Origin of the sequence: Trichocoleus desertorum AS-A10, from assembly GCF_039962155.1 — a bacterium.
Classification (GTDB): Bacteria; Cyanobacteriota; Cyanobacteriia; order FACHB-46; family FACHB-46; genus Trichocoleus.
Map to the genome: position 1 here is coordinate 148,227 of NZ_JAMPKN010000013.1, position 25,551 is coordinate 173,777.

Annotated in this window: 28 protein-coding genes; 10 read left to right on the forward strand and 18 right to left on the reverse strand. The window is 48.5% G+C overall.

Features of this window, described 5'->3' with window-relative positions; genetic code table 11:
• The first annotated feature begins 98 nt into the window (after positions 1-98).
• A complete protein-coding gene (locus tag NDA01_RS17835) occupies positions 99-1,007 on the forward strand; it encodes an AAA family ATPase (protein ID WP_190439029.1) in 909 nt (302 codons plus the stop codon).
• On the opposite strand, the gene NDA01_RS17840 is transcribed toward NDA01_RS17835, so the two are convergent.
• Complete coding sequence (locus NDA01_RS17840; protein WP_348228999.1) at positions 1,004-3,277, reverse strand: hybrid sensor histidine kinase/response regulator; 2,274 nt, start codon at positions 3,275-3,277, stop codon at positions 1,004-1,006. The genes NDA01_RS17835 and NDA01_RS17840 overlap by 4 nt on opposite strands.
• Before the next feature lie 349 nt (positions 3,278-3,626).
• Between NDA01_RS17840 and NDA01_RS17845 the strand changes: the two genes are divergently transcribed.
• The 4 genes from NDA01_RS17845 (at position 3,627) to NDA01_RS17860 (ending at position 6,480) form a co-directional block, all read left to right on the forward strand.
• Complete coding sequence (locus NDA01_RS17845; protein WP_348229000.1) at positions 3,627-4,583, forward strand: hypothetical protein; 957 nt, start codon at positions 3,627-3,629, stop codon at positions 4,581-4,583.
• Positions 4,584-4,665: 82 nt separating this feature from the next.
• Positions 4,666-5,061 (forward strand): hypothetical protein, encoded by a 396-nt coding sequence (locus NDA01_RS17850; protein ID WP_348229001.1) that lies wholly within the window; start codon positions 4,666-4,668, stop codon positions 5,059-5,061.
• Complete coding sequence (locus tag NDA01_RS17855) at positions 5,027-5,503, forward strand: hypothetical protein (RefSeq protein WP_348229002.1); 477 nt, start codon at positions 5,027-5,029, stop codon at positions 5,501-5,503. The genes NDA01_RS17850 and NDA01_RS17855 overlap by 35 nt, the downstream gene beginning before the upstream one ends.
• The gene (locus NDA01_RS17860; RefSeq protein WP_348229003.1) at positions 5,500-6,480 is read left to right on the forward strand and encodes a hypothetical protein; all 981 of its coding nucleotides are present in this window, start codon (positions 5,500-5,502) and stop codon (positions 6,478-6,480) included. The genes NDA01_RS17855 and NDA01_RS17860 overlap by 4 nt, the downstream gene beginning before the upstream one ends.
• 239 nt (positions 6,481-6,719) lie before the next feature.
• On the opposite strand, the gene NDA01_RS17865 is transcribed toward NDA01_RS17860, so the two are convergent.
• The 3 genes from NDA01_RS17865 to NDA01_RS17875 form a co-directional block, all read right to left on the reverse strand.
• Positions 6,720-7,013: a DUF6679 family protein gene (locus NDA01_RS17865; RefSeq protein ID WP_190439045.1), complete on the reverse strand. Its 294-nt coding sequence runs from the start codon at positions 7,011-7,013 to the stop codon at positions 6,720-6,722.
• Positions 7,014-7,294: 281 nt separating this feature from the next.
• On the reverse strand, positions 7,295-9,085 hold the full coding sequence (gene typA, locus NDA01_RS17870; protein ID WP_190439047.1) for a translational GTPase TypA: 1,791 nt from the start codon (positions 9,083-9,085) through the stop codon (positions 7,295-7,297).
• A gap of 293 nt (positions 9,086-9,378) precedes the next feature.
• Positions 9,379-10,164 (reverse strand): DUF3386 family protein, encoded by a 786-nt coding sequence (locus tag NDA01_RS17875; protein ID WP_348229004.1) that lies wholly within the window; start codon positions 10,162-10,164, stop codon positions 9,379-9,381.
• Positions 10,165-10,338: 174 nt separating this feature from the next.
• On the opposite strand from NDA01_RS17875, the gene NDA01_RS17880 reads away from it, so the two are divergent.
• A complete protein-coding gene (locus tag NDA01_RS17880) occupies positions 10,339-11,490 on the forward strand; it encodes an ABC transporter ATP-binding protein (RefSeq protein ID WP_431193436.1) in 1,152 nt (383 codons plus the stop codon).
• 34 nt (positions 11,491-11,524) lie between these two features.
• Here NDA01_RS17880 and NDA01_RS17885 read toward each other — a convergent pair whose 3' ends face one another.
• Positions 11,525-11,758 carry a hypothetical protein gene (locus tag NDA01_RS17885; protein ID WP_190558453.1) on the reverse strand — a complete coding sequence of 78 codons (234 nt, stop codon included), beginning with the start codon at positions 11,756-11,758 and terminating at the stop codon, positions 11,525-11,527.
• Positions 11,759-11,942: 184 nt separating this feature from the next.
• Here NDA01_RS17885 and NDA01_RS17890 point away from each other — a divergent pair, with 184 nt between their 5' ends.
• Positions 11,943-12,347 (forward strand): hypothetical protein, encoded by a 405-nt coding sequence (locus NDA01_RS17890; RefSeq protein WP_348229005.1) that lies wholly within the window; start codon positions 11,943-11,945, stop codon positions 12,345-12,347.
• Between the two features lie 36 nt (positions 12,348-12,383).
• Here NDA01_RS17890 and NDA01_RS17895 read toward each other — a convergent pair whose 3' ends face one another.
• Complete coding sequence (locus NDA01_RS17895) at positions 12,384-12,623, reverse strand: hypothetical protein (protein WP_190439058.1); 240 nt, start codon at positions 12,621-12,623, stop codon at positions 12,384-12,386.
• Positions 12,624-13,010: 387 nt separating this feature from the next.
• Here NDA01_RS17895 and NDA01_RS17900 point away from each other — a divergent pair, with 387 nt between their 5' ends.
• Positions 13,011-13,250 (forward strand): hypothetical protein, encoded by a 240-nt coding sequence (locus NDA01_RS17900; protein WP_190552029.1) that lies wholly within the window; start codon positions 13,011-13,013, stop codon positions 13,248-13,250.
• Positions 13,251-13,365: 115 nt separating this feature from the next.
• Here the strand turns inward: NDA01_RS17900 and NDA01_RS17905 are convergent, their stop codons facing one another.
• Positions 13,366-13,587 carry a Calvin cycle protein CP12 gene (locus NDA01_RS17905; RefSeq protein ID WP_190439069.1) on the reverse strand — a complete coding sequence of 74 codons (222 nt, stop codon included), beginning with the start codon at positions 13,585-13,587 and terminating at the stop codon, positions 13,366-13,368.
• Between the two features lie 467 nt (positions 13,588-14,054).
• Here NDA01_RS17905 and NDA01_RS17910 point away from each other — a divergent pair, with 467 nt between their 5' ends.
• The gene (locus NDA01_RS17910; RefSeq protein WP_348229006.1) at positions 14,055-15,455 is read left to right on the forward strand and encodes a PQQ-dependent sugar dehydrogenase; all 1,401 of its coding nucleotides are present in this window, start codon (positions 14,055-14,057) and stop codon (positions 15,453-15,455) included.
• A 4-nt stretch (positions 15,456-15,459) separates the two neighbouring features.
• Here the strand turns inward: NDA01_RS17910 and NDA01_RS17915 are convergent, their stop codons facing one another.
• Positions 15,460-16,056 carry a retropepsin-like aspartic protease family protein gene (locus NDA01_RS17915; protein WP_348229007.1) on the reverse strand — a complete coding sequence of 199 codons (597 nt, stop codon included), beginning with the start codon at positions 16,054-16,056 and terminating at the stop codon, positions 15,460-15,462.
• 584 nt (positions 16,057-16,640) lie between these two features.
• On the reverse strand, positions 16,641-17,348 hold the full coding sequence (locus NDA01_RS17920; RefSeq protein WP_348229008.1) for a hypothetical protein: 708 nt from the start codon (positions 17,346-17,348) through the stop codon (positions 16,641-16,643).
• A 220-nt stretch (positions 17,349-17,568) separates the two neighbouring features.
• Between NDA01_RS17920 and NDA01_RS17925 the strand changes: the two genes are divergently transcribed.
• On the forward strand, positions 17,569-18,213 hold the full coding sequence (locus NDA01_RS17925) for a GIY-YIG nuclease family protein (RefSeq protein WP_348229009.1): 645 nt from the start codon (positions 17,569-17,571) through the stop codon (positions 18,211-18,213).
• 85 nt (positions 18,214-18,298) lie between these two features.
• On the opposite strand, the gene NDA01_RS17930 is transcribed toward NDA01_RS17925, so the two are convergent.
• The 9 genes from NDA01_RS17930 to NDA01_RS17970 form a co-directional block, all read right to left on the reverse strand.
• Entirely contained in the window at positions 18,299-18,844 is a 546-nt protein-coding gene (locus NDA01_RS17930) for an RNA 2'-phosphotransferase (protein WP_348229010.1), read from the reverse strand.
• Positions 18,844-20,142: an AAA family ATPase gene (locus NDA01_RS17935; protein WP_431193437.1), complete on the reverse strand. Its 1,299-nt coding sequence runs from the start codon at positions 20,140-20,142 to the stop codon at positions 18,844-18,846. The genes NDA01_RS17930 and NDA01_RS17935 overlap by 1 nt, the downstream gene beginning before the upstream one ends.
• A gap of 209 nt (positions 20,143-20,351) precedes the next feature.
• Positions 20,352-20,822 (reverse strand): DIP1984 family protein, encoded by a 471-nt coding sequence (locus NDA01_RS17940; RefSeq protein ID WP_348229011.1) that lies wholly within the window; start codon positions 20,820-20,822, stop codon positions 20,352-20,354.
• Between the two features lie 158 nt (positions 20,823-20,980).
• The gene (gene abc-f / locus NDA01_RS17945; protein ID WP_348229012.1) at positions 20,981-22,585 is read right to left on the reverse strand and encodes a ribosomal protection-like ABC-F family protein; all 1,605 of its coding nucleotides are present in this window, start codon (positions 22,583-22,585) and stop codon (positions 20,981-20,983) included.
• Between the two features lie 147 nt (positions 22,586-22,732).
• Positions 22,733-23,146, reverse strand: coding sequence for an ADP-ribosylation/crystallin J1 (locus NDA01_RS17950; RefSeq protein WP_348229013.1), 414 nt, complete (start codon positions 23,144-23,146; stop codon positions 22,733-22,735).
• Positions 23,147-23,228: 82 nt separating this feature from the next.
• A complete protein-coding gene (locus NDA01_RS17955) occupies positions 23,229-24,017 on the reverse strand; it encodes a DUF4886 domain-containing protein (RefSeq protein ID WP_348229014.1) in 789 nt (262 codons plus the stop codon).
• The gene (locus NDA01_RS17960; RefSeq protein ID WP_348229015.1) at positions 23,995-24,393 is read right to left on the reverse strand and encodes a DUF6841 family protein; all 399 of its coding nucleotides are present in this window, start codon (positions 24,391-24,393) and stop codon (positions 23,995-23,997) included. Before NDA01_RS17960 ends, NDA01_RS17955 begins: the two co-directional genes overlap by 23 nt.
• Positions 24,394-24,448: 55 nt before the next feature.
• Complete coding sequence (locus NDA01_RS17965; RefSeq protein WP_348229016.1) at positions 24,449-25,207, reverse strand: alpha/beta fold hydrolase; 759 nt, start codon at positions 25,205-25,207, stop codon at positions 24,449-24,451.
• A 69-nt stretch (positions 25,208-25,276) separates the two neighbouring features.
• Entirely contained in the window at positions 25,277-25,447 is a 171-nt protein-coding gene (locus NDA01_RS17970) for a hypothetical protein (RefSeq protein ID WP_348229017.1), read from the reverse strand.
• Between the last annotated feature and the right edge of the window lie 104 nt (positions 25,448-25,551).

Sequence of the window (25,551 nt, forward strand, 5' to 3'; positions counted from 1 at the left end):
AGCATTGAGGCAGTAAATCCAGTAAACTTCCCATCCTCACTTAGGGAAAATCCTGACATGATCAATCAAGGGTCATCCTTAGGGAGCAACAACCAGTCATGCGAGAGCGTATCGAACGGCTAACTCAAAATCTCAGTCAGACGATTGTCGGGAAAGCCGAAGCCATCCGATTAGTTTTAGTCGCGCTCATTTCTGGAGGTCATGCCTTGCTAGAGGATGTTCCGGGGGTGGGTAAAACCCTGCTAGCTAAGTCTTTAGCTCGCTCCATTGACGGCAAATTTCAGCGCTTGCAATGCACCCCGGATCTGTTGCCCAGCGATGTCACAGGCACTAATATTTGGAATCCCCGCTCTGGTGAATTTGAGTTTCTGCCAGGACCTGTCTTTGCGAACGTGCTACTCACTGACGAAATTAACCGGGCCACGCCGCGTACTCAGTCAGCGCTACTAGAAGTCATGGAAGAACGACAGGTAACAGTAGATGGGACTTCTCGGCCTGTTCCTAGCCCGTTTTTTGTCATTGCCACCCAAAACCCAGTTGAGTACCAAGGTACATTTCCACTCCCCGAAGCCCAGATGGACCGCTTTGCCCTCTCCCTGACCCTGGGTTATCCGAGTGAACAAGAAGAATTGCAGATGCTACAACGCTTGCAATCTGGAGTTAGCGTCAACGAATTGCAACCTTGTTTATCGCTAGAAGATATTCAGGAGTTACGACGGTTATGTTCTGCGGTCAAAGTAGAGCCTTCTTTGCAGCAATACATTTTGAACTTGGTACGAGCGACCCGCGAAGATGAGGAAATTACTTTGGGGGTAAGTCCACGGGGAACTGTCGCCCTGCAACGGGCCGCACAAGCTCTAGCCTTTCTAGATGACCGTGATTATGTGATTCCTGACGATGTCAAGTTTTTGGCCCCCTACGTCCTGTCACATCGCATCATTCCTGCTAGGGGTCAACGAGGACGGGCGATCGTCGATCGCTTACTCTACTCTATTTCCATTCCTTAGGCTAAATCTGGGGCCTGATCAAACTCTGGGATATCCAAAGGAATTGTGCAGGCAGGCGCTGAGCTATGCAGCGGCAACGTGACAGTAAACTTGGTTCCTGCATCTAATTGACTGGTGACCTCAACTTGACCGTGATGAGCATCTACACATTTCTTCACAATCGCCAGCCCTAGTCCTGTTCCTGGAATTGTTCCTACATTAGTGGCTCGATAAAATGAGTCAAACAGCCGTTGTTGGTCTTCTTCCGGAATCCCAATCCCTTGATCTTGGATCTGAAAAACTACAAGGTCATTCTCGTAAATCAAGTTCAAGTGAATCGTGCTGTTCGCAGGAGAGTATTTAGCAGCATTAGAAATTAAATTCCCCAAGATATGCCGCAGCAAATTTTCATCCATACAAGCCTCGGTTGCATGACGGCCTGTACTAGTGAACACGAGCTGGTACTGTTGACCGATACTGAGGCGCAGTTCATCTACCAACTCTTGGCAGAATTCTTCCAGTAACAACGGCATCGGCTGGCACTTCAGTTGGCCCGCTTCGGCTCGACCAATGATTAAAACCTCGTCCAGCAACTCAGTCATCCGTTTTGTAGCCGCATGAATTCGCTTGAAATATTTCGTTTTCTGCTCTTCACTCGCTTTTTGGGTATAACGTTCTAGTAATTCGCTCGATAGGACGATCGCGCTAAGTGGATTGCGGAATTCGTGCGAAACCATAGAGACAAAACTAGACTTGAGCTGGCTCAGCTCTTTTTCCTTGGCTAGAGCGTTATAAATATCAACTTCTGCCCGCTTACGTTCGGTAATATCACGAGAAGAAATTTGGATTTCTTGAATGGTTTGAGTTTCTGAAGATCGAATGGTTTTGGCGGTAGATTCTAGCCAGAGGTAATGTCCTTGCTGATGCCGAAAACGATAAGACACTGAGTAAGTTTCTGGCAGCTCTAGAATATTGGTATGGACGAGGCGTACGGCATCAACATCATCCGGATGATGATAATCGTAGGCAGATTTGCCTAAGAGTTCTTCAGGTTTATACCCTAGAAGGGTATGACAGGCAGGCGAAACGTAGAGAAACGTACCGTCAGGGGTGTGCTGCGAAATCATATCGGTTGAGTTTTCGGCTAGCAACCGAAACCGCTGTTCACTCTCCCGCAAAGCTTGTTCAAATTGTTTGCGCTGGGTAATGTCGCGCATGAAGGCACAGTTATACTCTCGGCCCCGAAATTCTAGGTAGTTCCGAGTCACTTCAACCGGAAATAGATACCCGTCTTTACGGCGGTTCCACGCCTCTAGTGTATAGGAGCCTTGTTGCTTGAGCTGGGACCAATCTTCTTGCCAACTCTCAGGCGAGGCATCAGGGGCAATATCAAATATTGTCATCACTAGCAGTTCGCCTTGGGAGTAGCCCAGCATTTGGCACGCTGCTTCATTGACGTACACGAAACTAGCATCCGGCCCAGTCCAAATTACGGCTTCCGCCGCATGGTTCACGGTAAATTGCGTAAATTGTAGTGCTTCCTCCACCCGCTTGCGTTCGGTGACATCCCGGACGATGCAAATGAAACCATCCTTGTCGATTGCGGTTAGTGACAACTCTTGGTAGAACTTCTCACCATCTTGCTTTTTAGCGATTACCTCGCCTCGCCAAGACCCTTTAGCTTGTAAATCTAAAGCGGCGCGACGAGCCATCCCTTTCAAGTCATTGTCATCGTAGACAAGTCTCCAAGTCTGGCCGAGTAGCTCCGCGGGGCTGTCGTAGCCATAGATCTCGGCATAGGCTTGGTTGAGGTAGATGAATTGCTCATCTTGATTGAGAATTGCCACCCCATCACTCGCGGCTTCAATGGCTGCTGACTGCCGCTGCATAATCTTTAGAGTTTGACTACGCTCAATGGCGTAGCGAATTGCTCGTACCAGTAAGTTAACTTCAATTTGACCCTTAACGAGATAGTCTTGAGCGCCTTGCCGCAGCGTCTCAATCGCGATCGCTTCATCATCAAGTCCTGTCAAGACCACAATTGGGGTGTTGGGAGCAGTGGCATGAACTTGTTGTAGAGTAGCCAAGCCTTGCTCGTCGGGTAGGAAAAGATCTAGGAGTACAACGTCACATTCGTCTTCGCGTAAATAGGTGAGCGTATCGCTCAGTTGCGTTACATGCACCACTTCCCAAGCAGCAACACTGGTTTCAATTTGCAAAATCTTTTGTAAGAAGGTCGCGTCAGTCAGACTGTCTTCTACGAGCAGAATTTTGATGGCTTGAGCATACATAGCGCTGGTGACTTAATCTCAGGAGCAACGTTAGGAAAGCTATAGCTAAGGTTCCCGTTCTAGAAGCGGATCTGCGACTGATCAAGCATAGTTTTTCCACACAGGGTTAAGAATGCTCTTAATTTTGCGCCTAATGTCACTATCAGTACTGTATTTAGCAGCACTCAGAACCGTTTTAGGGTTAAAAACCATAGGTTTCACCGGCCAAAGTTCATAAAAACAGCGATCGCAGGCTGAAATACGGCTGACATTGCCCCAGGTTTTATAGTATATTCTTGGCATTTAATAGTACAAAAGTACTATTAAAGCGTTTATCCTAATAATGTGCAGTCAGCTACCCCCTAGTGCCATGAAAGAGCCTGCTCCCATTCGAAAAACTAGAACCTGGACCGGACGCAGCCAACTGAAGCAATCTCCATCGCTCCCAGCGAGTCGGATGATTCAGCTAGCTCATGCAGTGAGCCGAGCTACTGCGATCGAAAAATCCCAAAGTCAGATGGTTGAATCTGTGCCGCCTCTGGCCGAAATGTCTCCCTCAACTGTAGCCTCATCCAATCCGCTGCATAGTTCGCGCGTTAAGCCCAAAGTTTCGGGTGCAGATCCAGCTTTATCAGCAGATGTAGCGAGGCAAATTGAGGCGCAAGCAGTTCTAGTTGAGCAGTTATCTGCTGAGCTAAGAGCGGCGATGGCCCAGCTCAAAACCATGACTCAGAAAACCTACCTAGAGTCTCCTGAAACCATGGACCAAGAGCCGAGCCACGCAGTCACTCTGAGTCAAACGCAGTCTGAACAGGCGATCGCAGCGGTTCCTCAGGATATTGCTTTAGTCAATTCGCCAGACGCCAGCCTAACCCAATCTCAGCAAAATGCTGCTTCAACCGCTCAGCTATTGCGACGGCTGAGGCATCGGCGGAAAGCGAGCGATCGCCTCCGTCCTCGTTGTGTAGAACCAACTACCACAGCGAGTAGATCTCAGATGCGCCACAAACAGTTAAAGGCGATTCAGCGCTATCGTCGGCTGCGCCAAGTGCGTCGTTGGCTCAGCGCTGCCGTTAAGTTACCCACCGGTATGCCTGCTCTACTCAGTGACGCGGCGGTGTGGGTAGCGATCGCCGCAGCCGTGAGAGTGGGACTGCAAATGCTCATCCATACATACCCCGTTCTTTGGTTTCCCGTAGTGCTGCTAGTGGCAGGGGCAGTCATGCTAACCACTCATCAAGCTGTTTTCAAGTCAGCGGTTAGCTCTGTTTGGGGCTATCGGTTGTTGTTGGTTGTCATTGGTTTGCTGCTAGGAGGCCGACTTTAATGCCTGAAATAACAGGTCAGGTGGCGTGGTGAGGAGCAATTCACGTGTCTAGAGTTAACCCGTTACCAGCGCTGGGGGAGAGATGAAACGCAATCCTTTTCACAGGCCAGATTTGAAATTCCTGTTCAAGCCCTTGCTCTTGGGTGGATTTGTGGTTGCAGTTCTTAGTTTGTTACTAGATCTGCATGGAGCCGTTAAAGCCAAAAATCATGGCGAAGTTTGTCAAGAAATTGTGCAGTCCAAGGCGGCCCTCTCTAGAGAACAATTAGCCAGACTCCTCACCGTTCCAGAGCGTGACCCGAAAAGCAAAGTGCAAGGCATTCTTAAGGCTCCCTACTGCAAGCTGCCCAAGCTAGAAGTGCGTGCGGGTGTGAATGCCGAGCGGGAAGCTTATCCCTTAGAGTTTGACCCGCAAACTTGGTTAGTGATTTTGTACGAGGGCAATGAGTATGCGGGGTATCGGTTTAGTTTTCGTTAGGTTTGCCGGGGCGATCGCCATTTTGGTTCTCTTGCGCCTCGGATGCTCACGGCAGCAAACGACAGAGTTAATTCCTAAAAAAATCCAGTTGGCCCAAACCTGGGAACTCCAACCAGGCAGCGCGATCGCAGGCTACTCGGTCACAGGAGGGCTGGGCGATATTTCGATCGCGCTTAGCGGCAAAACCGTGTTCGCTCCTTTTACCGGATTGACTCAACCTTACCAAGGCAGCTGTGTGTTGTTTTCCAGCGATGAAGTACCTGCCTATCTATTTCGCCTATGTGGACTGAAGCAGCCTCGATTTGGAGAGGTACGGCAAGGCCAACCTCTAGGCAGCGGAGATTATTTACAATTTGCCGCTCTACGCAAACAACCCAATGGGACTTGGGCCTTCGTAGAACCTTCTCGCAACATTCTAGAACGAACGCTTAAACAACCATGAAACAACACCCTTTGGTTGCGGCCAGCTTGCTTGTGGTTACGCTGGGGACAGCTCAGGCTGCACAAGCAGATGATACCAACCTAGACTTTAGCCTTTCCGCCAATCAGTTATCCTCTCCCGCAGTCCTGCACCACGCCGAGCAACCTGCAATCGCGATCGCCCCTCCACCAGAAGTTGCAGGCTCCAGCGAGTTAAGTTTTGCTTTGGCACCCACCACAACCACGACTCAAGCCCAGACTAGCCAACCAGCACCTACAGTAGAACCTCCCGCAGCTTCTTCGAGCATCGTCACTGCGGCGCAATCAGCTCCTGTAGATGCAGCTAGCTTGTTCACTGGGGGAGCCAATTCCTTAGTCGCCAAAGCGGTGGGTAGCGCCGAAGGTACCCGAACTCCCGCAGGCGATCGCACCAGTGCCTATTACGGGCATGTCGATCCAGGTAATGGTGTTTGGAATCTCGGCTCTTTTTCTTACCAGCATGGTGCTCGTTCTCCCGAAGAAGCTGATGAAAAGCAGCTCAAGCGATTAGCCAAACAAACAAAGATGGTCCGACAGCAAGCGGCAGCTAAGGGCATGCAGTTAACGCTAGAAGAGGAACTAAACGCGATCGATTTAGCCAATCAAGCTCCCTTAGCAGCTCTTGATCGCGGCGGGTATATTGACTGGCTAGAAGCTGCTCACAAAATGGGCCTACGCGGTTCGGAAGCCGTATTGTGGGCTAGGACGCGGTCGTTCCTGAACCCAAATACAGGTCAGTGGAATGCTCCTGGCCTAGGCAACAACGTCTACAGCATTTCGAGCGATCAAGAACGGCGGCAGCAAGCCATTGCTAAAGCGATCGCCCTGCATCAACAACAATTTCAGAGAGCCGAAACAGCCGCTACACCGCCCAAGCCAGCCGAAACCGTAGCCGCCGCACCACCTCCGACTCCAGAAGAAGTCGCGACTCAAATTATTTTTCAAGACTTGAACCCGTAACGTTTGTAGCTCCTTCCGCAGCTTCCAAACAATGCAAAAAGTCGAGGGGATTGATCCCACCTCGACTTTTTTAATAGCTTTCTAGAGAGTTTGTACAGCGATCGAAAATCTGTAAGTCAGCGCGATCGCTCAGTCAGAAATATACTCTGAGGTGGAATTGAGACAGGCAAGCCCTAGCCCAAGCGTGAACTTTTCACGGCATAAATTCAGCGATGGAGAAACTGAAGGACAATGCTCTTTTACTCTTGCTCTAGCTCTTGCTGTAGAAGATTGGAGAGCTTCCCTCTAATGTGAGCCACTCTTTGAGTGTCTTTGGGATAGGCTACCAGTTTGACTTCCACTTCGGTGATATTTTTAATCCGGGTCGTTTTTTCCCAGAGCCGCTTTTCTCTTTCGGTTTCGTCCTCGTAACGGAACGTAACCGTCTTGTTCGTGACGTCAAGAATTTGGACGTTTTTGATCCAAGTATTCGTACCGCCGAGACAGAGCCAAACATTGGGCTGCCCAATAAGCTCTCGAAGCTTGTCTCTCATAGATTGGCTTTTCCTTGGTAGTGAACTGGGGTGCTATTCAGCGTCGTTCTAGGTGACTGACAGTTAAAACTATTTCTGACCGTGACTATAGAATTCACTAACTTAGTTCCTAAAGTTACCGAGAAAATACGTAATCTAGTAAATTGGCATCTACCTATTTATATAAATTCATGGAGGCAGCTCACCTGATCGTATTTTCTCTGACTACTGCATAGAAAAAAGGCGTACAGCTGACTGCACGCCCTTCAATGGTTTTGGTTGGTTTAGCGATCGCCTAGAAATTAGCGCTTGGCTAGCTTCTTTGTGACTTTACGGAGCCGAATCGATTTGGGGGTGACTTCCACCAATTCGTCGGGACCAATATATTCCAATGCCCGCTCTAGGCTCATATCGATCGGCGCTTGCAACTGCACCAATTCTTCACCGCCTGAAGCTCGGTGGTTGGTGAGTTGCTTGCTTTTACAGATATTGAGGTCTAGGTCTTGCTGGCGGTTGTGCTCACCCACAATCATGCCTTTGTACACCTTGGTACCCGGCGTGATGAAGAATGAACCCCGATCTTCTGCGTTCTTCATGGCGTAGAAGGTAGCGGTTCCTTCCTCAAAGGCAATCAGCACCCCATTACGGCGGGCTTCAATATCGCCACCCAAAGGACGATAGTCGAGGAAGCTGTGGTTCATGATGCCTTCCCCACGGGTCAGCCGCATGAACTCACCCCGAAAGCCTACCAAACCACGAGCAGGCACTACAAATTCTAGCTGGGTGCGACCGTTGGGGCTCACCATCATATTTTGCATTTCAGCTCGGCGCTGGCCCAAACGCTCGATACAGCTACCCACGGCTTCTTCGGGCACGTCAAGCACCAAGTTCTCAAACGGTTCACAGGGTTGCCCACTAACTTCGCGGTAAATTACCTGTGGCTGAGATACTTGGAACTCATAGCCTTCTCGGCGCATGGTTTCGATCAAAATGCCGAGGTGTAGTTCACCCCGACCCGAAACCAGAAAGCGATCGGGAGAATCAGTTTCTTCAACCCGGAGGGCTACGTTGGTTTCTAGTTCCCGCATCAGGCGATCGCGCACTTGACGAGAGGTAACGAAGTTGCCTTCCTGACCCGCAAAAGGTGAGTCGTTCACCGAGAAGGTCATCTGTAAGGTAGGTTCGTCTACCTTGATCAGCGGCAGTGCTTGGGGTTCGTTGGGACAAGTAATGGTTTCACCGATGTTGGCATTGGCAAAGCCCGCAACTGCTACGAGGTTACCTGCGGTTGCTTCTTCGATATCAATCCGCTTCAGACCTTCAAAGCCCATCAACTTGCTGATTTTGGCCTTAACGATCTCACCTGTCTCTGTAACCAGTGCAGCTTGCTGCCCAACGCGAATCGTACCGTTGTGGATTTTGCCAATTACAATTCGTCCCACGTACTCAGAGTAGTCCAGCGTGGTGACTTGCAACTGCAGAGACTTGCTGGCATCGCCAACCGGAGGTGGAACGTGGCGCAAGAAGGCATTGAAGAGAGGCTGCATGTCTACGCCTTCTTCTTCTAGGGTTTCTTTGGCGTAACCTTCCAACCCTGAAGCGAACAGGTAAGGGAAGTCGCACTGATCGTCATCTGCACCGAGTTCTAGGAACAGATCCAATACTTTGTCGACTGCAGCGTGGGGGTCAGCCCGTGGACGGTCGATTTTGTTGACTAGTACGATGGGGCGCAAGCCTTTTTCCAGGGCTTTCTTCAGTACGAAGCGGGTTTGAGGCATGGGGCCTTCGTTAGCATCTACGATCAGTAGACAGCCATCCACCATGCCGAGGACTCGCTCGACTTCACCACCAAAGTCAGCGTGGCCTGGGGTGTCAACAATGTTGATTAGGGTTTCTTTGTAGCGAACCGCAGTGTTCTTCGACAAAATGGTAATGCCACGCTCTCGCTCCAAGTCGTTGGAGTCCATGACGCAATCCGGAACGTCTTCTCCTTCACGGAATGTGCCAGCTTGTTTGAGCAGTGCATCGACAAGGGTAGTTTTGCCGTGGTCAACGTGGGCAATGATGGCGACATTGCGGATGGGGAGAGACATAGAGGAGTTCCAGCGTTAAGGAATAAAGAGCTAGGATTCTAGAAATTCAAGGCTTCTTGTATTAATTTTTCCCGCAAGAAGCTTAAATCTTCCTGTAAAGAAGATGTAATAATTCTAGCTTACCCGACTGAGGCATGAAAGTTTTATTGAGGTGAGGACGTGGTGAGAAAGCCGCCCACCTTTATGAGAGGTTGGACACCGAAATGCTTGGACAAGGGGCGATCGCAGCTCCCAACGCTTAGGATCACCCCTGAAAATCTTGAGTTTCACTCTACTTCTATTCTAAGAGACTGCTACGCTCGGCGCAAAGGCTGAATGTTGTTGAACCGAATCAGAGTATCCGCCTCGTTTAGTTGCTCTGGTTGTTTGGGATCAGAACTACGAATCGTGCGATTGGTCAGCAGATAATAATTGCCGATCTTCTCGTGGGAATCGGTGACATCTTGGGTCAGCAACACTTCTTTCCCTTTAGGATCGCGGAAAGTGGTTTGGAAGTGCTCGGTGAGGTAGCCTCCGGCAGGTGTAATGAACTCCAAGCTATCGACCGTCACTGCCATGCTGCCAAGGGTGCGATTCACCTGGACAATTTTTTTGTCACGGACTTTGTATCGAGACTCGCCGTTATCACCCGTTTCTTGAATTTCAAACGCTCCGTCTTTGTCCGTTCCGGCGAGAGCATATGTGTCTTGGTCATGGCGATTGCCAAAAGCAACCTGCCTACGATGAATGATCTCCATTTGCAGTTGATTTTTAACCAACTGGCTCACGTTTGGGTCATCCATATTTTTGACTGTAACTTGGAAATCTGGACTGACTTGCGCTAACCCGTGATACAACTGCCCGTCATATTTCAAAGAAACTTCCGCTTGATATCCTGGGAATTTTTCGTTCCAGGTATAGCGCTGTTCATAAGCGTCTCGAAAAATATCGCGAGCTGAAAGTTGAGTTTTGGACTGGCCTTGATCGTCAATGGGCATTGGGCCAGCTTGAACAGGAGCTACCCAGGAAAAGCTGGCGATCGCCAGTAGCAAACTAACGCTCCATGCCAAGAGGAAGCGCTTTAATTTTCGCATCATCATGAATCAGTTTTTAAGTGCTAAAGAACGGTCTGAAGTACTTACAAGGAAACAACTCTGTGACTAAAAAGCATCATCCAGAAGAAACACAGTGGAGGGGATGGGTTTCAGCGAGACTTCCAATGATTCAACTAATGATTCAACAAAGTAGATTTTGAAAAGTGATTTTGAGCTAAAGTGCGATCGCAATGGGGCAAATCGAGAGAACAAGTTGGGCAGACAATGGCAAAGGTGCGCTTAGAGGGAATTACCCGACAATTTAAAGAGGCAGTGGCGATCGCAGACATCACCTTTGAGGTGCCTGATGGTGAGTTTTGGGTGATGGTGGGGCCATCGGGCTGTGGCAAATCTACGATTCTGCGAACCATTGCGGGTTTAGAATCAGCGACTTCAGGCAATCTCTACATTGGCGATCGCTTGGTCAATAAAGTGCCTGCTCGTCAGCGCGACGTGGCAATGGTGTTTCAGAATTATGCGCTATACCCACACATGAGCGTGGCGGAAAATCTGGCTTTTGGGCTGAAGATGCGTAAAACCGACTCCCAAACCATTCAAGAACGAGTCGAATCTGTAGCGCGATCGCTGGATATTGCCCACTTGCTCGATCGAAAACCCAAGCAACTTTCTGGCGGTCAACAACAACGGGTAGCATTGGGACGCGCGATCGCTCGTAAGCCGCAAGTTTTTTTACTTGATGAGCCGCTTTCTAACTTGGATGCTCAGTTGCGAGATGACACACGGGCTGAACTAAAGCAACTTCATCAACGCTTGGGCATCACTACGATCTATGTCACCCACGATCAAGTGGAAGCCATGACGTTGGCTGACCAAATTGTGGTACTAAAGCAAGGCCGCATTCAGCAGATTGGTGATCCCCAAACTATTTATGGTCGTCCGACTAATCGAATGGTGGCGACGTTTCTAGGCAATCCACCCATGAACATCCTGTCTGCAACCTTCGAGGATGGTGCTTTTCACCTGGCAGGTCAATCATTTACTTGCCCTTCCGCTATTACAGCTCATCTGCCGTTGTCTCTAGGCCAGTCGGTTGAGCTAGGCATCCGTCCAGAGCATTTACAACTGGTGTCTGCATCAGAGGCTCAACACTTCACGGTTGAAGTGAGCACTGTAGAACCGCTCGGACGAGAAATTTTGATCCGAGCAGTTTTGCCAACCCAGCCTACTAGCTCAGCCGCTCAAGTGGTTAACCTGCAAGTGAGCCCGAAAATTCGGATTCGTCCGGGCGATCGCTTGAGCCTCCAAATCGACTTCGCTCAACTATTTATTTTTGATCCTGCTACAGGCGATCGCCTCTATCCAGCCAGCTAAACCAGTTAACTCAACCAGTTAAACAACTAGACCATTAATAAACTGAGCCGCACAGTGATTTCAATTCAACTTCTGGTTGCCCAATATGGTTTTGGCGACAAAGCAACACCTGTGCCGTTCTCTGCTGGAAGTAAACCCGGTGCGCAAACCAACCGATTGGAAGGCCACCAATAATTCCGAGCAGAATACCAATGGTGAGGCTAGAAATCAAATCCTTGCGTCTAATTCTACTTTTCTCAGCACGCACGTGCTCGTGATCGGTTACCACCACACAACTCCTAAAGACTCATTCTTCTTTAAAGGAAAGCGAAATTACTTTAACTTTGCTTCTCCCTAAGTGATGAACCCTGTGGCAATTGCTGATCTCGTTGTAGCCAAAAGAGGTAGCCGCGCTGAATTTGTGCTCTCACCTAACGCTACGATCGCAGTACTAGCCAATAATTTGAGCAGCAATGGCAAAAGATCAGCACCGCGTTTCAATTAAACTGTCCTCAGAACTACGACAGCAGCTTAAAACTTACAAAGCGAGTCGAGGGAAGCGATCGCTTGCTGCCGCCGCAGAGGAAATTTTAGCCACCCATTTTCACCTGACCCATTTACCAACTCAGCAAGCAGCAACAAATGGTTCTATAGAGCGAATTGCCACTTTAGAAGCTAGAGTGACCTACCTGAGCGAGCAACTTGAAGCCTTAAAGCAATCGATCGCTACGAACCAGGCTCATGACTCGGCTCCCAAACCCAATGTGATTCACCCAGCATCGTCTCCGGTAAGCATGCCCGAAGACGATGACGACGATATGTACGACGAGCCAGACGAGATTCTCTATAATTTTTTAGAGCCTGGAGTCCAGCCCTAGCACCGTTTATCTGGGGTATAACCCGTTAAAACTGGGTTATTTGTAAGCTAGCAGTTGCGGCTGAGCAGCAGATGTAGCAACTAACGTCCAGCCTGATTTCATCAACTGCTGGTAAGTAGCCCAACCCTTGGACCCACCTGGAACTTTGTAATCAGACATCGCATACTGAGGGAAAGATTTGTAAGGTCGCCAAGGCTGGGACGGCTGCATGCGCAAGTGCAGCACTTTTTCACCATCGTCCCCGCCAATCGAGAGCCAGCACATCTGTCCAGTCATATTACTCCTAGCTATTACAATCCAGAGAACTTATGGACGCAGCTTTGTAGCCGCTTTCAGTCATAGCTGCCTAACAAAGCAAAAAGCTGCTACATGTTCAACTTAACTGCTGAACCAGCTTTCTTGCGCATAATCTAGCAAGTCAGTCAAGGTGCTGCAATATTTATTAATAAGAAGTTTGAATTGTGATATCTCTACACATAGTTCTCAGAATTCTTTGCATATGTGCTTGCCAGAGATCAAAGCTATAAATGTGGTGGAACAGCTATTTCTTTTCACTTAATCGGTTGATAAAGCTAAGAATTATGAGAAGATAAGCCTCAGTTTGCTGAACTTGATGCCTAGCTCAGTTGAAGCAGCCAAAAGATTCCTTGGAAGTAGTTAATAATGCGTTGTTCTATTTCAAGCCGAGCGGGCCAAGTCATCGCGCAGGGGCGTCTGATGCTGGACAAAGATGAAAATGGAGACCTAAGACTAAACTTCCAAACGGATGGAGGCCGAGTGATCCCAGGAGGTACCATTGGCCCAGATGGAGATCTCGCCTCTGCCAGTCAGGAGTTGTTCCGCCAGTTTCGCTCTACTTGGAGAATGATCGACTGTACTTTGACAGCCAAGTCGGATGGATAAGTAGCGAAAGTTCCTATTAAAAAAACTCAAACTCCCAAGATAGGGGTTTGAGTTTCTAGATGGTTTTGATTATGACAATCTTGATTATGGAATGAACGAAGAGTGCCCAAGGCGTTTAGTTGTCGTAGACTCGGCACTCAGCAGCGTCTGGATTATCGTCGCAAAACTGTTCCAACGAGTTCTTTTGTTTTGATTGACGTTGATGGGATGCTTCAGCTTGGAGTTCTTCAACCGCATCCCAAGCAGCAGCACATTCGCCGGAAGTGCTACCGCTGGTGTCACAAACGGCACGCGCTTGTTCCCGTTCTTGTTCGATTTGCTTTTGAATATCGCTCATGGATTTTTCGGTTTCGTCTTAGTTGTCTTTGAGCTAGGGTTAGGAACTCGTCAGCTGGTTAGCTTCTGAGATTAAGTATCCTGTCAGGCTATTTAATCAGCTATTTACAGTGATACAAGAGGCTGGGACCAGACAATCAGATTGAGTCTTATTTTTTAAGATTTAGGACTCTCTGCTTGAGAACAGGTCACTCTTGCCATCTCTTAACACAACTATAATGCTAACCCGCGATCGCTTTCCATCACCCTGCTTTCATTTCTGCCTCAGGAAGTAAGTCACCATTCAATGACATAGATGCTGATGCCCCATTGAGTAGATGCTTTAGTTTCTGCAATTTCTAGACTGCAATCTTTCGCATTGATTGTTAGCCTGAGGAAGTAAGCAGATAAGTGGAAAGCGTTCACCCCCGACGCTGCATCTCTACAACTTGCTGTTGGTCCTGATCTCGTTAGATTTAGAGCTCTACTATGCCTGTGCCTCTGTTTGTACCCCCATGCCCTGCTCATTGGTTATCGTTGGCGCTACTACTGACCACCGCCACGGGTTGTAGCCAGGTGGGTACGACGCTGCCAGAGCGATCGCAACCTAGCTCAGTACCTACAGAGCAAGCTCCAACGGCTCAAGCGTCAGGCTCCACAAAACAGTTAACAGCGCAGGCTGCATCACCCCAGAACTTAGTTGCTACAGAAACGCTTACACCCACCCCCATCCGCTTAACGGCGGCAGATTTGCCACAGCCCTATGCCACCAATAGCGCCTCCAAAAGCCCGAACGTGGTAGATATTCCCAGCGATCCCTTGTTACGAGTTCCGGCTGGCTTCACGGTAAATGTGTATGCCGAAGAACTCGATAGGCCTCGGTGGCTAGCCCTGGCTCCTAATGGCGACGTACTGGTGACTGAGACACGGCAAAATCGCATTCGCCTACTGCGCGATAGCAACAAAGATGGCGTCGCTGATGTTAAAAAAACCTTTGCTGGGCCAAGCAATGGCTTGTTTCTGCCCCTCGGCATGGCTTTTACTCAGGACTCATTTTTCTTAGGCAATACCAATGCGGTTCTGCGCTTTCCTTACCAATTAGGCCAAGAGAAGCTTACAGGGCGGGGGCAAGCGATCGCGCAACTGCCAGGAGAGGGCTACAACCAGCATTGGACTCGGAATGTCGTCGTCTCACCCGACCAACAAAAGCTGTATGTCTCTGTCGGTTCTGAAAGCAACGCTGATACCGAACCACTTCCTCGCGCCTCAGTTCAAGTCATAAACCTGGATGGCTCGAACCAGCAAACCTTTGCTTATGGATTGCGTAATCCTGTAGGACTTGATTTTCAACCTGTTACAGGGGCGCTGCATGCCACGGTGAATGAGCGAGATGGGCTAGGAGATGATTTGGTACCCGACTACCTAACCCAAGTGCAAGCAGGCGAATTTTACGGCTGGCCTTACAGCTACCTTGCCCCCAACTTGCTTGACCCTCGTCATGCTCGCAATGGCCAGAGCGATCGCCCAGAGTTAGCCGCTCAAACCCGAACCCCTGATGTGCTGTTTCAAGCTCACTCTGCTGCTTTGGGCCTCCAGTTTTATGACGGCAAGACCTTCCCCGAAAAGTATCGTAATGGTGCTTTTGTTGCCTTCCGGGGTTCTTGGAATCGCAATCAAGGCACAGGCTACAAGGTCGTATTCGTTCCCTTCAATGCTCAGGGCCGTGCCGCAGGCTACTACGAAGACTTTTTAACAGGTTTTCTCTTAGATCCAAGTGGCCCGACAACTTGGGGTCGTCCGGTCGGCCTCTTGGTGTTACCCGACGGCAGCTTGCTAGTCACCGAAGAAGCCAATGGTCGGATCTACCGTATTCAATACCAAGACTCGTAAAACTCTAACGCACGCGGAACTCAACCACGTCTCGTTTGATGGTGATGTCGTACTTGCCGAAAAAGTCATGACCCAGCAGACCCGTTTCTAGCTGAGGGCCTGCGATCGCCACCAGTAACCCTTGAGCTGTGGCCCCATTGACTTCCATCATATGAATCTTCCCCAAGGGCAGTTCAATCCCTTTGGCACTCGCAGTATCAAACTTTAATTTGGCAACTGGAACCAAGCGCAACATCGCAGCCATGCGCTGGGTGACGACTGTACCGCTAGCCCCTGTATCCACAATCATTTCAAAAGTTTGGTTGCCATTGAAGGTAACTCCAATGATGGGAGTGCCAGCCTCACGCCGCAGAATTTTGGCTTGGAAAACTTGCCCCTCAGGTAAAGTATTGGTTCTCGTAAAGGTGGCTAGAGTGCCATTAGGAGGGGGAGTGTTGCCAGGAGTAGTTCCACAAAGCTTGGACAGATCGATCGATCGGCCAGCAGGGTTAAGCATGTAACAACCATCTAACTCCTGGGCGATCGCCGCAGTTGAGAAGCGAGGTAACAACGGCGACAGAGCAGCAGCCAACACAGCAGTTAGACAGAAGAATCTCAGCATTGCCTCAGCCTTAGAAGTTCTTTTTTAGAATCCCCATTCCAGTGCATTTTTACTCACACTCATTAAAAAATTGCAGGCTGGGCGCTGGGTTATTAAAGAACATACCTTACCGTAAAGCTACTAGAAAGTCATGTAGCCCACCGTTTGACAAGTTCTGCTTCGCGATCGCATCAGTGATATTTTTCGTTTGTTAAACATAAAAAAAGCCCGACTAAAACGTCGAGCCTCTGAGCCATAAGGCTCCTGTGATGATGAGCCTAGTATTCCCGCTCAACCTTTTCGAGTTGCATCTATATGCCTATTTATCTAGCTAGTTTACTTTGGTAGCTGGTAGCACAGCACCCCTTTAAAGGGCGAGTATAAACAGGAACTTACCGAATTAGAACACACGCTGACCTACAGTCTTCCTATGTTGTTTAACATAACCAACTAAAGAAATCAATTGCTTTCACAACTTACCGAGTCAAATCATAAAATCTCTTCATATTAGTGTGAAGTATTGCTATCTTTAACGGTGACAAAGGAAACCACCGCCTTACAAGTAATGAATGGCAAATAACAACAGCGATCGCTGTTCCATCTCTTTAGAGCTCAGAATTTAGCCGCACAATCATGGAACCAACGCGCATCCCTAAAGGTTTCCAATGAGGATCAGTAGAAGAGAGCAGGCGATCGCCTACTACTGCACTGTAGTCATCCGGATACTTATCGCTGGCTTGGGGATCGGCCTGCATCACCAAGGTCAGTTTGCCTACATAACGAGACAACCGCGTATTGTGGAACATCACAGCCCCGCCATAATCCCAGTCCAGACCTGAGATTTGGAACTTGCCGAGTTGTTTCTGCAAATGGGTGAGAGGAGTGCACATGCCAATTCCTTCTGCTGTTTTCCAGGCAGAACCGAGTTCTCGGACATGCAGAGGCTTGGCTCGTTTGGTATCTTGCCAAACGACGGTGAAGGATTGTGCTAGCCCTAGGTTTACGCGAGTTCCAGACCACATCCCTATACCTTCTGGCCCGTAGACTGTGCGATCGCTCAGCCGGGACTTCCCAAATAATTTAACTAAATCTTGATAGGTGGTGGTGCGGATCACGGGACCAATCCGCTCTCCAGGCACCACCAACGTATCCTTCAAGATGTTGGGTGAGCTAGCCACGGTGCGAGGTGACGGAGTGACGGCTTGGGAAGGGGCTTCAGGAGGCATGCAAGCATGAGCACCCTGGATGATGGCTGTTAGACCAAGTGTGAATGAGAGCGTTACCAGAGCTATGCGGCGATCGAGTCGGAACATGAAGCGAACCTCAAAGGTATATTCTCAGAAGCTGGGTTCTCTATACCTTCAACGCGATCGCCCCTTTTCTCGCACACTTAGCAAAATTTCACTCAGGCAGTTCCTCAGGTAAATAATCTCGCCAGTCTAGGAGACCTGGTAGCCAATCATCTGAGTCCTAGTCCGAATAGAAGTAAGATCGTTCTTATCAAGCTTAAGTGACCCAACCGAGACTGATCCTGTGGAATCCGAAAAAAACATCCCTCTTGAAGATCAGAACGTTCCGGCCGCTCATCAGGGACTGCATGGTTTTCTATACAGTTCTGAGGATGAGCATGGCTCAACCACTTCCTCTCTACCGTTAGTGACTGAAGGGGCTGAAGTAGTTCCAGCGGAAAATTGGCGATCGCACACTCACAGGGTTAAGGTGGCGGGCGTCTACGCTGTTTTAGATGCTGACCACCAAACCCAGTACATCGGCTACTCCCGCGATGTCCAGCAGTCGCTGGAAGGGCACATTGCCCAGCATGGGGTGGAAGCCTGTGCTTTTATCCGAGTTCAGACCTTTAAGTTTCCGACGCGGCAGGCAATGGAAGCGTTGCGAGATGAGTGGCTTACCGCACTGGATCAGGTTCCGTCTGGGAATCAAATGGGAGAGGGAACTTGGGCGAAAACAATTGGCGAAGTGGCGCAAGCCAGTATGTCGGCAGCAGAGCGCCAAGCCTACGAAGAGAAAAAGCTCAAGTTACGCAAGGCTATGGCGGATAACACCCTCAGCTATGAATTAGATGCGCAGGTGGCACCGGATGAGTCCGAAGCTGAGCGTCGTCGGAAACTCAAAGCAGCGGTTGAGAATGATGATTGGAGTGGTGTAGTTGAGTCCTAATGTTTGCTCTGCTCACCCTTGGATGAACCAAACAGGTTTGGGAAACAAGCCCCGAAAGGCGCGATCGGTCCTTTAATGGCACTGGCTACAAAATCGTTAAATATTTTGATGGGATCTGATCCACCAACCAAACGCCATTCTCTGCACAGAAAAAGAGATATCCTGCTTGGTGCATTGCCACAGCATCGATCGCAAACACAACTGGACGACCATGCCTAGCACCCACTTTTCGGGCTGTTTCCACATCTCTGGAAAGGTGAACATGATGCCGCGACATCTTGTTTAGACCTGATTGCAAAATCATTGCTACTGCGCGATCGCCTGTACCGTGATACAAAACATTCGGCGGCACCTGCGGCTCTAGTTGCAGATCAACTTCTACACTATGACCCTGGTTTGCCCGGATCAGCGTACCTGTGCCATCGAAGGAGAAGCGCTTTTTATCACTCGTCGCCACTACTTCCTCCAGTTCTTCACGGCTGAGGGGAAACTGGTGTTGAGCGCAGGCTGCAAGCAATTCCTCAACCGCAACCCAGCCACCTGCACCAAGAGCTAAGCCCAGGCGCTCCGGTTGGTGACGGAGATGTTTGCTGAGGTATTTGCTGACTTTAACTAGGCGATCGCTGTTCATTAAACAAACCGATGCATGAACTCATGAATCAAATCTACTCGTCCCTTCCGCAATAGGGCAGGATCTAAGCGTTCCATTGTGTTGCAGGTCATCAAAACCACAAATCTTTGTTGAGTTTGAATCCTGCCTTCCTCCAATACACTTTGATGCAACGTGCCATCCAGCAAGCTTAGGATATGTTCGGTTTTGCTGCTACTTTGAGCTGCCACATTCGCGCGGTTCTGGGCCAGGTTATCCGCTTCATTGATGATCAGACAAATGCGCTCTAGATAAGTGGGTGGAACGAAATTCTCCACAGCATCATGATCAAGAATAAAGATTACATATCCTAATGGCATCAACACTTCTTTGGCGATCGCTTGAGTCCAAGCCGTTTTGCCTGTTCCTGGCTCTCCATGTACCAGAACTGCCAATTGGCTTTGGTCGAAAACTGCTTGCTGAACGCGATCGCTAAATTCCTGCACATCTGCTGAAAAAGAACGAATAGCGTATTGGCTCTGAATTTGACCAACTCGGCTTTGATAGCCACTCAGCATCACAGCCAGGTTGTAGGTGGCTTTGTTGATCAGGGAGTTTAGTTCTCTTGCGAGTAGTGTTAGTCGTCGTCTCCCTGGACCAATGTTTTGAATCTGCAACCAAATATCTTGCTGCGGCCAGTAGGCATTGACTGTATCAATCGTATCGACCCGATCCCAACTAATGAACTTCTCAACTGGGAGGTAGAAGTAGCGATCGAAGTAGTATTGCGTAATTAGAGCAGGTTTCCCTAATAACTCCAATACTTTAAGGATCGTGAGTTCCTGAAGCCGATTTAAAACATAATCAATCGGGATATTGGTGCGGCTGACCTGCTGAAGCACCGGGGTTTCTACCGTCAGTGATGCCACATGGCGGTAATCAGGGCTGGGAGGCTCAGGCGTGATATAGCTCCAGAACTCATCTAACTCATAGCGTGTACCGGAGGAAAAAACACTTAGCAAATTCGCCCACCCGCTATAGTTAGTGCGGCCTAAAGTATCGGCGATCGCACTAGCAACATCCACAGTTTTTTTGGATAGCTCCGCTGAATCGTGCATTGCCAAATGCCACAGAAATTGCCAGTCTAGCTCTCGGTTGAGCGATCGCCAGCCTGCCCCCAACAAGCCCTGGCTTTGGATATTAGTAGATGTAGTTTGTCCGTCTTGATGATCAAAGTATCCGGTTGCCATATATTTAATTTCCCCAATCCCTCCCTCACCACAGTCAACAGACCAGCACGCGGTAGTAACATTCACAATGCCCGGTACGCTTGTAACCATGCTGGGCATCAGTTATAAGACGGGATTTGAACCCGTTGGCATGGCCCCCACGCCACCAATAGAGCGACTTTCCAGATCGCAAATCCAACTTGCCCAGTTGGCGGGTTGTGCTCGCTTCTGCTGGCTTGGCTACTAACTTGAAGATCCCTCCCCTGCGAGGAGAGGGGCTTATATTCTCCCCTTTCCCTACTAGGGAAGGAGGCTGGGGGTTAGGTCTCTCTACTGACCTCAATCAAATCTGTTTGCCAATTGAGTGCCTGAATTTGAGCATCCAGTTCTCGATAGTTTCTTGATAGCCTATCCACTTGGTTCTGGATCTGCGCGATCGCTACTGTACTGAAGAACTTAACCTCCGAGCGGGTGTATCGTTCTTGCCGAATAGAAGCTGCATCTACCAAATTGCTATAGACGTTCCGCTGCATCTGCAAGGTCTCTCTTTCTGCCAAAGCATCCGAGAGAGTCGCATTCTGAAAAACGGTACGAGCATTGGTTTGATTGATTTGCTGGATTAGAGTTCTGAGTTGGGCGATCGCAGCATCCAGCTCACTCAGCAATGTTTCTGGATTCTCAGCAGGTTGTTCTCCTTCTTGTACTTTGGCACTCCGTAGCAATCTTTGTTGCAACTGAGCAATCCGTTTTTGACAATCAGCTCTGAGGATCAATGCTTCTGCTAATTTCATTGATTCTCACCTCCTTACACACGCTAGAAATTTAGCGATCGCTCATCTCTAATGCACGGTGAGCGCGATCGCTATTAGTCTTGAGTCAATCAGCATTAATATAATACAATTTATACTACATTATAATACATGTCAAGTACAGTCAGAGGATATCTCGATTACGCAAGTAATTCACGATAAAAGTTAGCGGAGTCGCCAGGGAGATAAGTAGTTGGCTGCAAAGTCAGATGGTTTAACCGCAAGGCTTTAGTGATGCCGATTTGACTGAGAAAATCTAGGTCATGAGAGATTACCCACAAAGCACCTTGATATTGATTAAGCGCGGCAATCATCGGCTCTACCGTCACAGTATCTAAGTTATTAGTGGGTTCATCCAGGATCAACAAATCCACTTCTGAGATGGTAATCATTGCGATCGCCAGTCGAGCTAATTCTCCACCACTCAACACAGCCGCAGATTGGTGCACCGTTTCATTGAAAAACAGAAAATGTCCCAGTTGTTGGCGGAGCAATTGGTAGCTCAATTGGAGACTAGCTGCTTGCATATTCTCTAGAATGGTCTTCTGGCGATCGACTACAGCATAGGTTTGATCCAGATAAACCACTTTCAGACCTGGAGCTAGTCGCACCTCTCCTGTTTCCAGAGCCGTTTCTGTTGCCGCTAATCCTAAGATCGCTTTCACTAAACTCGATTTGCCAGAACCATTAGCTCCCAACACAGCAATCCGATCGCCAGTTTTCACATGCAACTGAATGTCCTGGATCAAGGTGCGATCGCCTACTCTTAAATCAGCGCCTTGGATATCAATCAGATTTCTGACTTTGCGGGGTTTCCCCTCCAGCCGAATTAATGTGGCTTTTGTGGTTCTGATTTTGGTCTCTGCCAACTTTTGCTGCGCTTGAACTAGAGCTATGTCATGTTTTTTGGCCGCAGTTCCCGCTGTAGCTGAAGCGCGGTTGGCAAAATAGCGTTTAGCCGCTTTGCTCATGCTGTTGTCGAACGCTTGTAATCGTCCTTCTCGTTGCGATCGCGCCGCTCGTTGTTGTTCTTTGAGGGCTGCTTCTTTGGCCCATTTGAGTTCTTTTTTGGCGGCCTCATGGGAACGCTCAGCATTTTCTAGGGCGATCGCTTTTTGTTCTTTGTAGAACGAGAAGTTCCCTCCATACACCTGAAGATCTGTTGGCGCTAACTCCCAAGTCATATTAGTGACTTGATCTAAGAAGAAAGGTTTATGAGAGACAATTACAAAAGCACCAGAAAACTGGCAGAGAAACTGTTTTAGAGTCTCCAGTGCCGCTAGATCCATATGATTAGTTGGTTCATCTAGCAACAAGATGCGTGGCTCTTGCGCCAAACCAATCGCTAGAAATAACTTGGTCAGCTCACCACCGCTGAGATTTGCGATTGAGAGGGAGAGATCTACAACTGTTGCTAATTTGGTTTCTAGGATGTCAGCGATCGCCCACCAGTCATCAGCGATGGAACTCAGCCATTCCAGCACAGTCTGCTGCTGTTGCTCTAGGGGTAATGTGCTGATTTGCGGCAAATAGTAGATGCTGTCTTTTTGGTAAACAGAGCCAGAACTTGGTTGCACCAGTCCTGCTAAAAGCTGTAATAACGTAGACTTGCCAATACCATTCGGGCCAACGAGCGCAATTCGATCGCCCGCTTGAATACTAACGTCAATTCCCTGAAATAAGGTTCTATCTGCCGTTAAGTTGTAACTAAGATTTTCTGCTCGCAAGAGAACTCTAGATTCCATACCAAAACCTCAACTTGGATAAAGCGATCGCGAATATTCCAAGTGAGATTCTTCATGGCTCTGTTCTCCAATCTATCTACGAAAAAAATTAGATCTAGTTGATCGATCTCGAACTACAACTCTACAATAGCCGATTACAGATGCTCCTTATTGAGGGGCGATCGCGCTGGCAGGAATTCCTTTTGGCATATTAGTTGCAGCATCTAACTCGCCCTGAAACTTCTCGCCATAAAAAGCCGCAGAAATTTGGATTTGCCCAATGATGTGACGGTTGAACTCTGCAAGTTCTTCGGCTGGTACCCACAGTTCTTGGCAGATCGCACTACCCACTACCTGCACTGCAAACTGCTGCACATAGGCATCCTCAACTTCAAATTGAGTCACAAAGCCCGCAAAGCTATTGCTCTTAGTATTCCAATCGCGTGCAATCTTCTCTGCATACTCAAAGTTGAGAACTGGATAGAAAATGGGTTGTTCTGGCAGGCGCGGCGGAAATGCCTTGAAGCCTGATTGAGCAATTAGTTCTAGTTCTTTAAGTCCCACAGGACGATAGAGCAGCATAGTTTTGCAGTACCGAATTCACAGACCTGAATTTGACAGGTAGATTCATACTACAAATATACTACACCTTCGATAAAGAGTGTCACTGCTCCGAGTTGTTTAAGACTGTAGTCGCCGCGATCGCTTGCAAAGCCTGAGCTGTATCCTGCGGCAAACCAGCGGTGTAGTCCAATCCCTCAGGGCTTTTGCGGTAGATCACAGCATAAAACACGCAAGCAGCCAGGTAAGAGCCCGTTAAGCTGGGATGACTGCCATCACTTTCCCACAGTTGCAGATTTGGCTGCTGTGTTAGTGCAGTTTGCCATGCCATGCCGACAGGTGCTACTAGAAGATTACGTTCTTTGGCAATTTTGAGATAACCTGCCTGTAACTGTGACTGCATGGTGGCAAAGTTTGGGTGTCCCACTTCTGCAAATCCATCTCGGCGCCCCCAAGTCATGAACAGTAAAGTACGAGACCCTGCTTGTTGAATCTGATCATCCAAGAGGCGGACGGCAGGATACATTTCTTGGGTCCGATTGGCTTCAACCGAAGGCACGACACTTTGCTCCTGTAAGACCACAAAGGTCCACTTTTGTTGTCCTATTTTGTACAAAGTAGAAGCTGAGGTCGCATGTTGCAACAGCTTCCAACCTCCCTCCGCCACCATATCTACAACGATCGCTTGCCCACCTGATTTCGCTAACTCCGCTAAGATTTGCGGCAAGTTATTTTGATAGGTATAGCTATTTCCAATGAATAAAATAGATAAAGTTGGTTTAGGTTCTGGCTTAGGTGTGCTGGTACATCCCATGACTAACCCGATGACTAATACCTGACAAATCAAACGACGCGCTACTAATAGCCGTTTATGCTGAGGTTTCCAGTTCATAAAGTGCTCCCACAACAATCTTCCAGCCATCTTTTTCTTGCCGCATTGTGTAAGCCAAACCGAAGCGCTCTAATTCTTGTTTATTTTCTTTAAAGCGAATGACAATGCCTTTCACAGTAGCAAGGCGATCGCTCAACTGATCAACGCTGAGAGATTCAGTTTCACTGTAGGCATACCCCCGAAATTTGAGCTCCGCCATGACAGCAGTGAACACGACAAAACCTTCGATCCAGTTCTTCACAGTTACTACTTTGTCCGGCGAAATCAAGATAGCTGGGTAGTGATAAAAAGATAGAACTGATAAGGGGTTGAGGCTTTCGAAGGTTTTAGCGTATTGGTTAAATGTATCTAGAATGTTGTTTGAGTCGTCAATCATGAGCAGTTTGGGAATGAAGGATAGATAGGATGAAGCATACAGGCTGAATCAATCATTAGGTTTGCAAGAAGTTGATAATTGCGGTAGCTATAGTTTCTGGATGACTGAAGCAGAAAGCGTGACCTGCCTCTGGAAGCACCTCTAGTTTGGCACCAGGGATATTTTTGGCTAAAAACTCACTGTTTTGAGGTGGGATGATGCGATCGCTATCCCCAGTAATTACCAATGTAGGAGCCATTATTTTGCCTAACAAGCTACAGGTATCATGGGTGCTCATTGCTTGATACTGGCGGATCAGCGCTTCTCCTTGGCTGTGGTAAGGTGCAGTTGCTTGAAGAAATTCACTTATACGTGATTGATGCGCTTGCAAAAAGTCCAGTGGAAAAAGCTGCTCTAAAATACTGCTACTCCCAAGCCCCGCAGGAGGATTAAACTGGCTACAGGTTCCGCCCGCCATCGTACAGCCTAAAATCAGTTTTTTGAGTTGATCAGTATGATTGAGGGCAAACTGTTGAGCCACCATACCGCCCATACTGATGCCAAACACATGCGCTTTAGTCTCACCCAACATTTTTAATAAATCTGCGGCATCTTCTGCCATTTGAGCTGTGGTGTAAGCTCCTGCAGCTTGGCTCGTTTCTCCCGCATCTCGGTTATCAAACAAAATGACTTTGTAATGCCGTGAGAGCAGTTCCGGTAGCTCAGTTCCCCAATCTAACAAACTAAAACTGAGACCCATGATCATTAAGAGTGGATCTCCCTTACCATAAATTTTGCAGTTGATATCAAGACCATTCACATGAATTTTGGGCATATCATCTCATCAAAAAAGTAATACGGGGTCATCGCAGAACCCATGCTATGAACAATGCGATCGCCTCCATCATAAATCCCGGTCGCTAATGATCTCGTATTCGTCACCCAGCTCTGTACGGATCAGCGCCAATAGCTGGCTCACTGCCGTATTGAAGCGCTCGCATTCTTCTAGTGACCAAGGGCTAGGGCCAAGTGGATCGCTCCAATCTAGTGCGGTGTCGTGCCAGGGCAAACGCATCTAAATTGGGGCAAGAGAGTGGGTGAGATACTGGATTAGAGCGTTTTAGCCAGAGACTCCTAACTGACCATGCCATCAACTGCTGCAAGCCTTCTAGAACATTT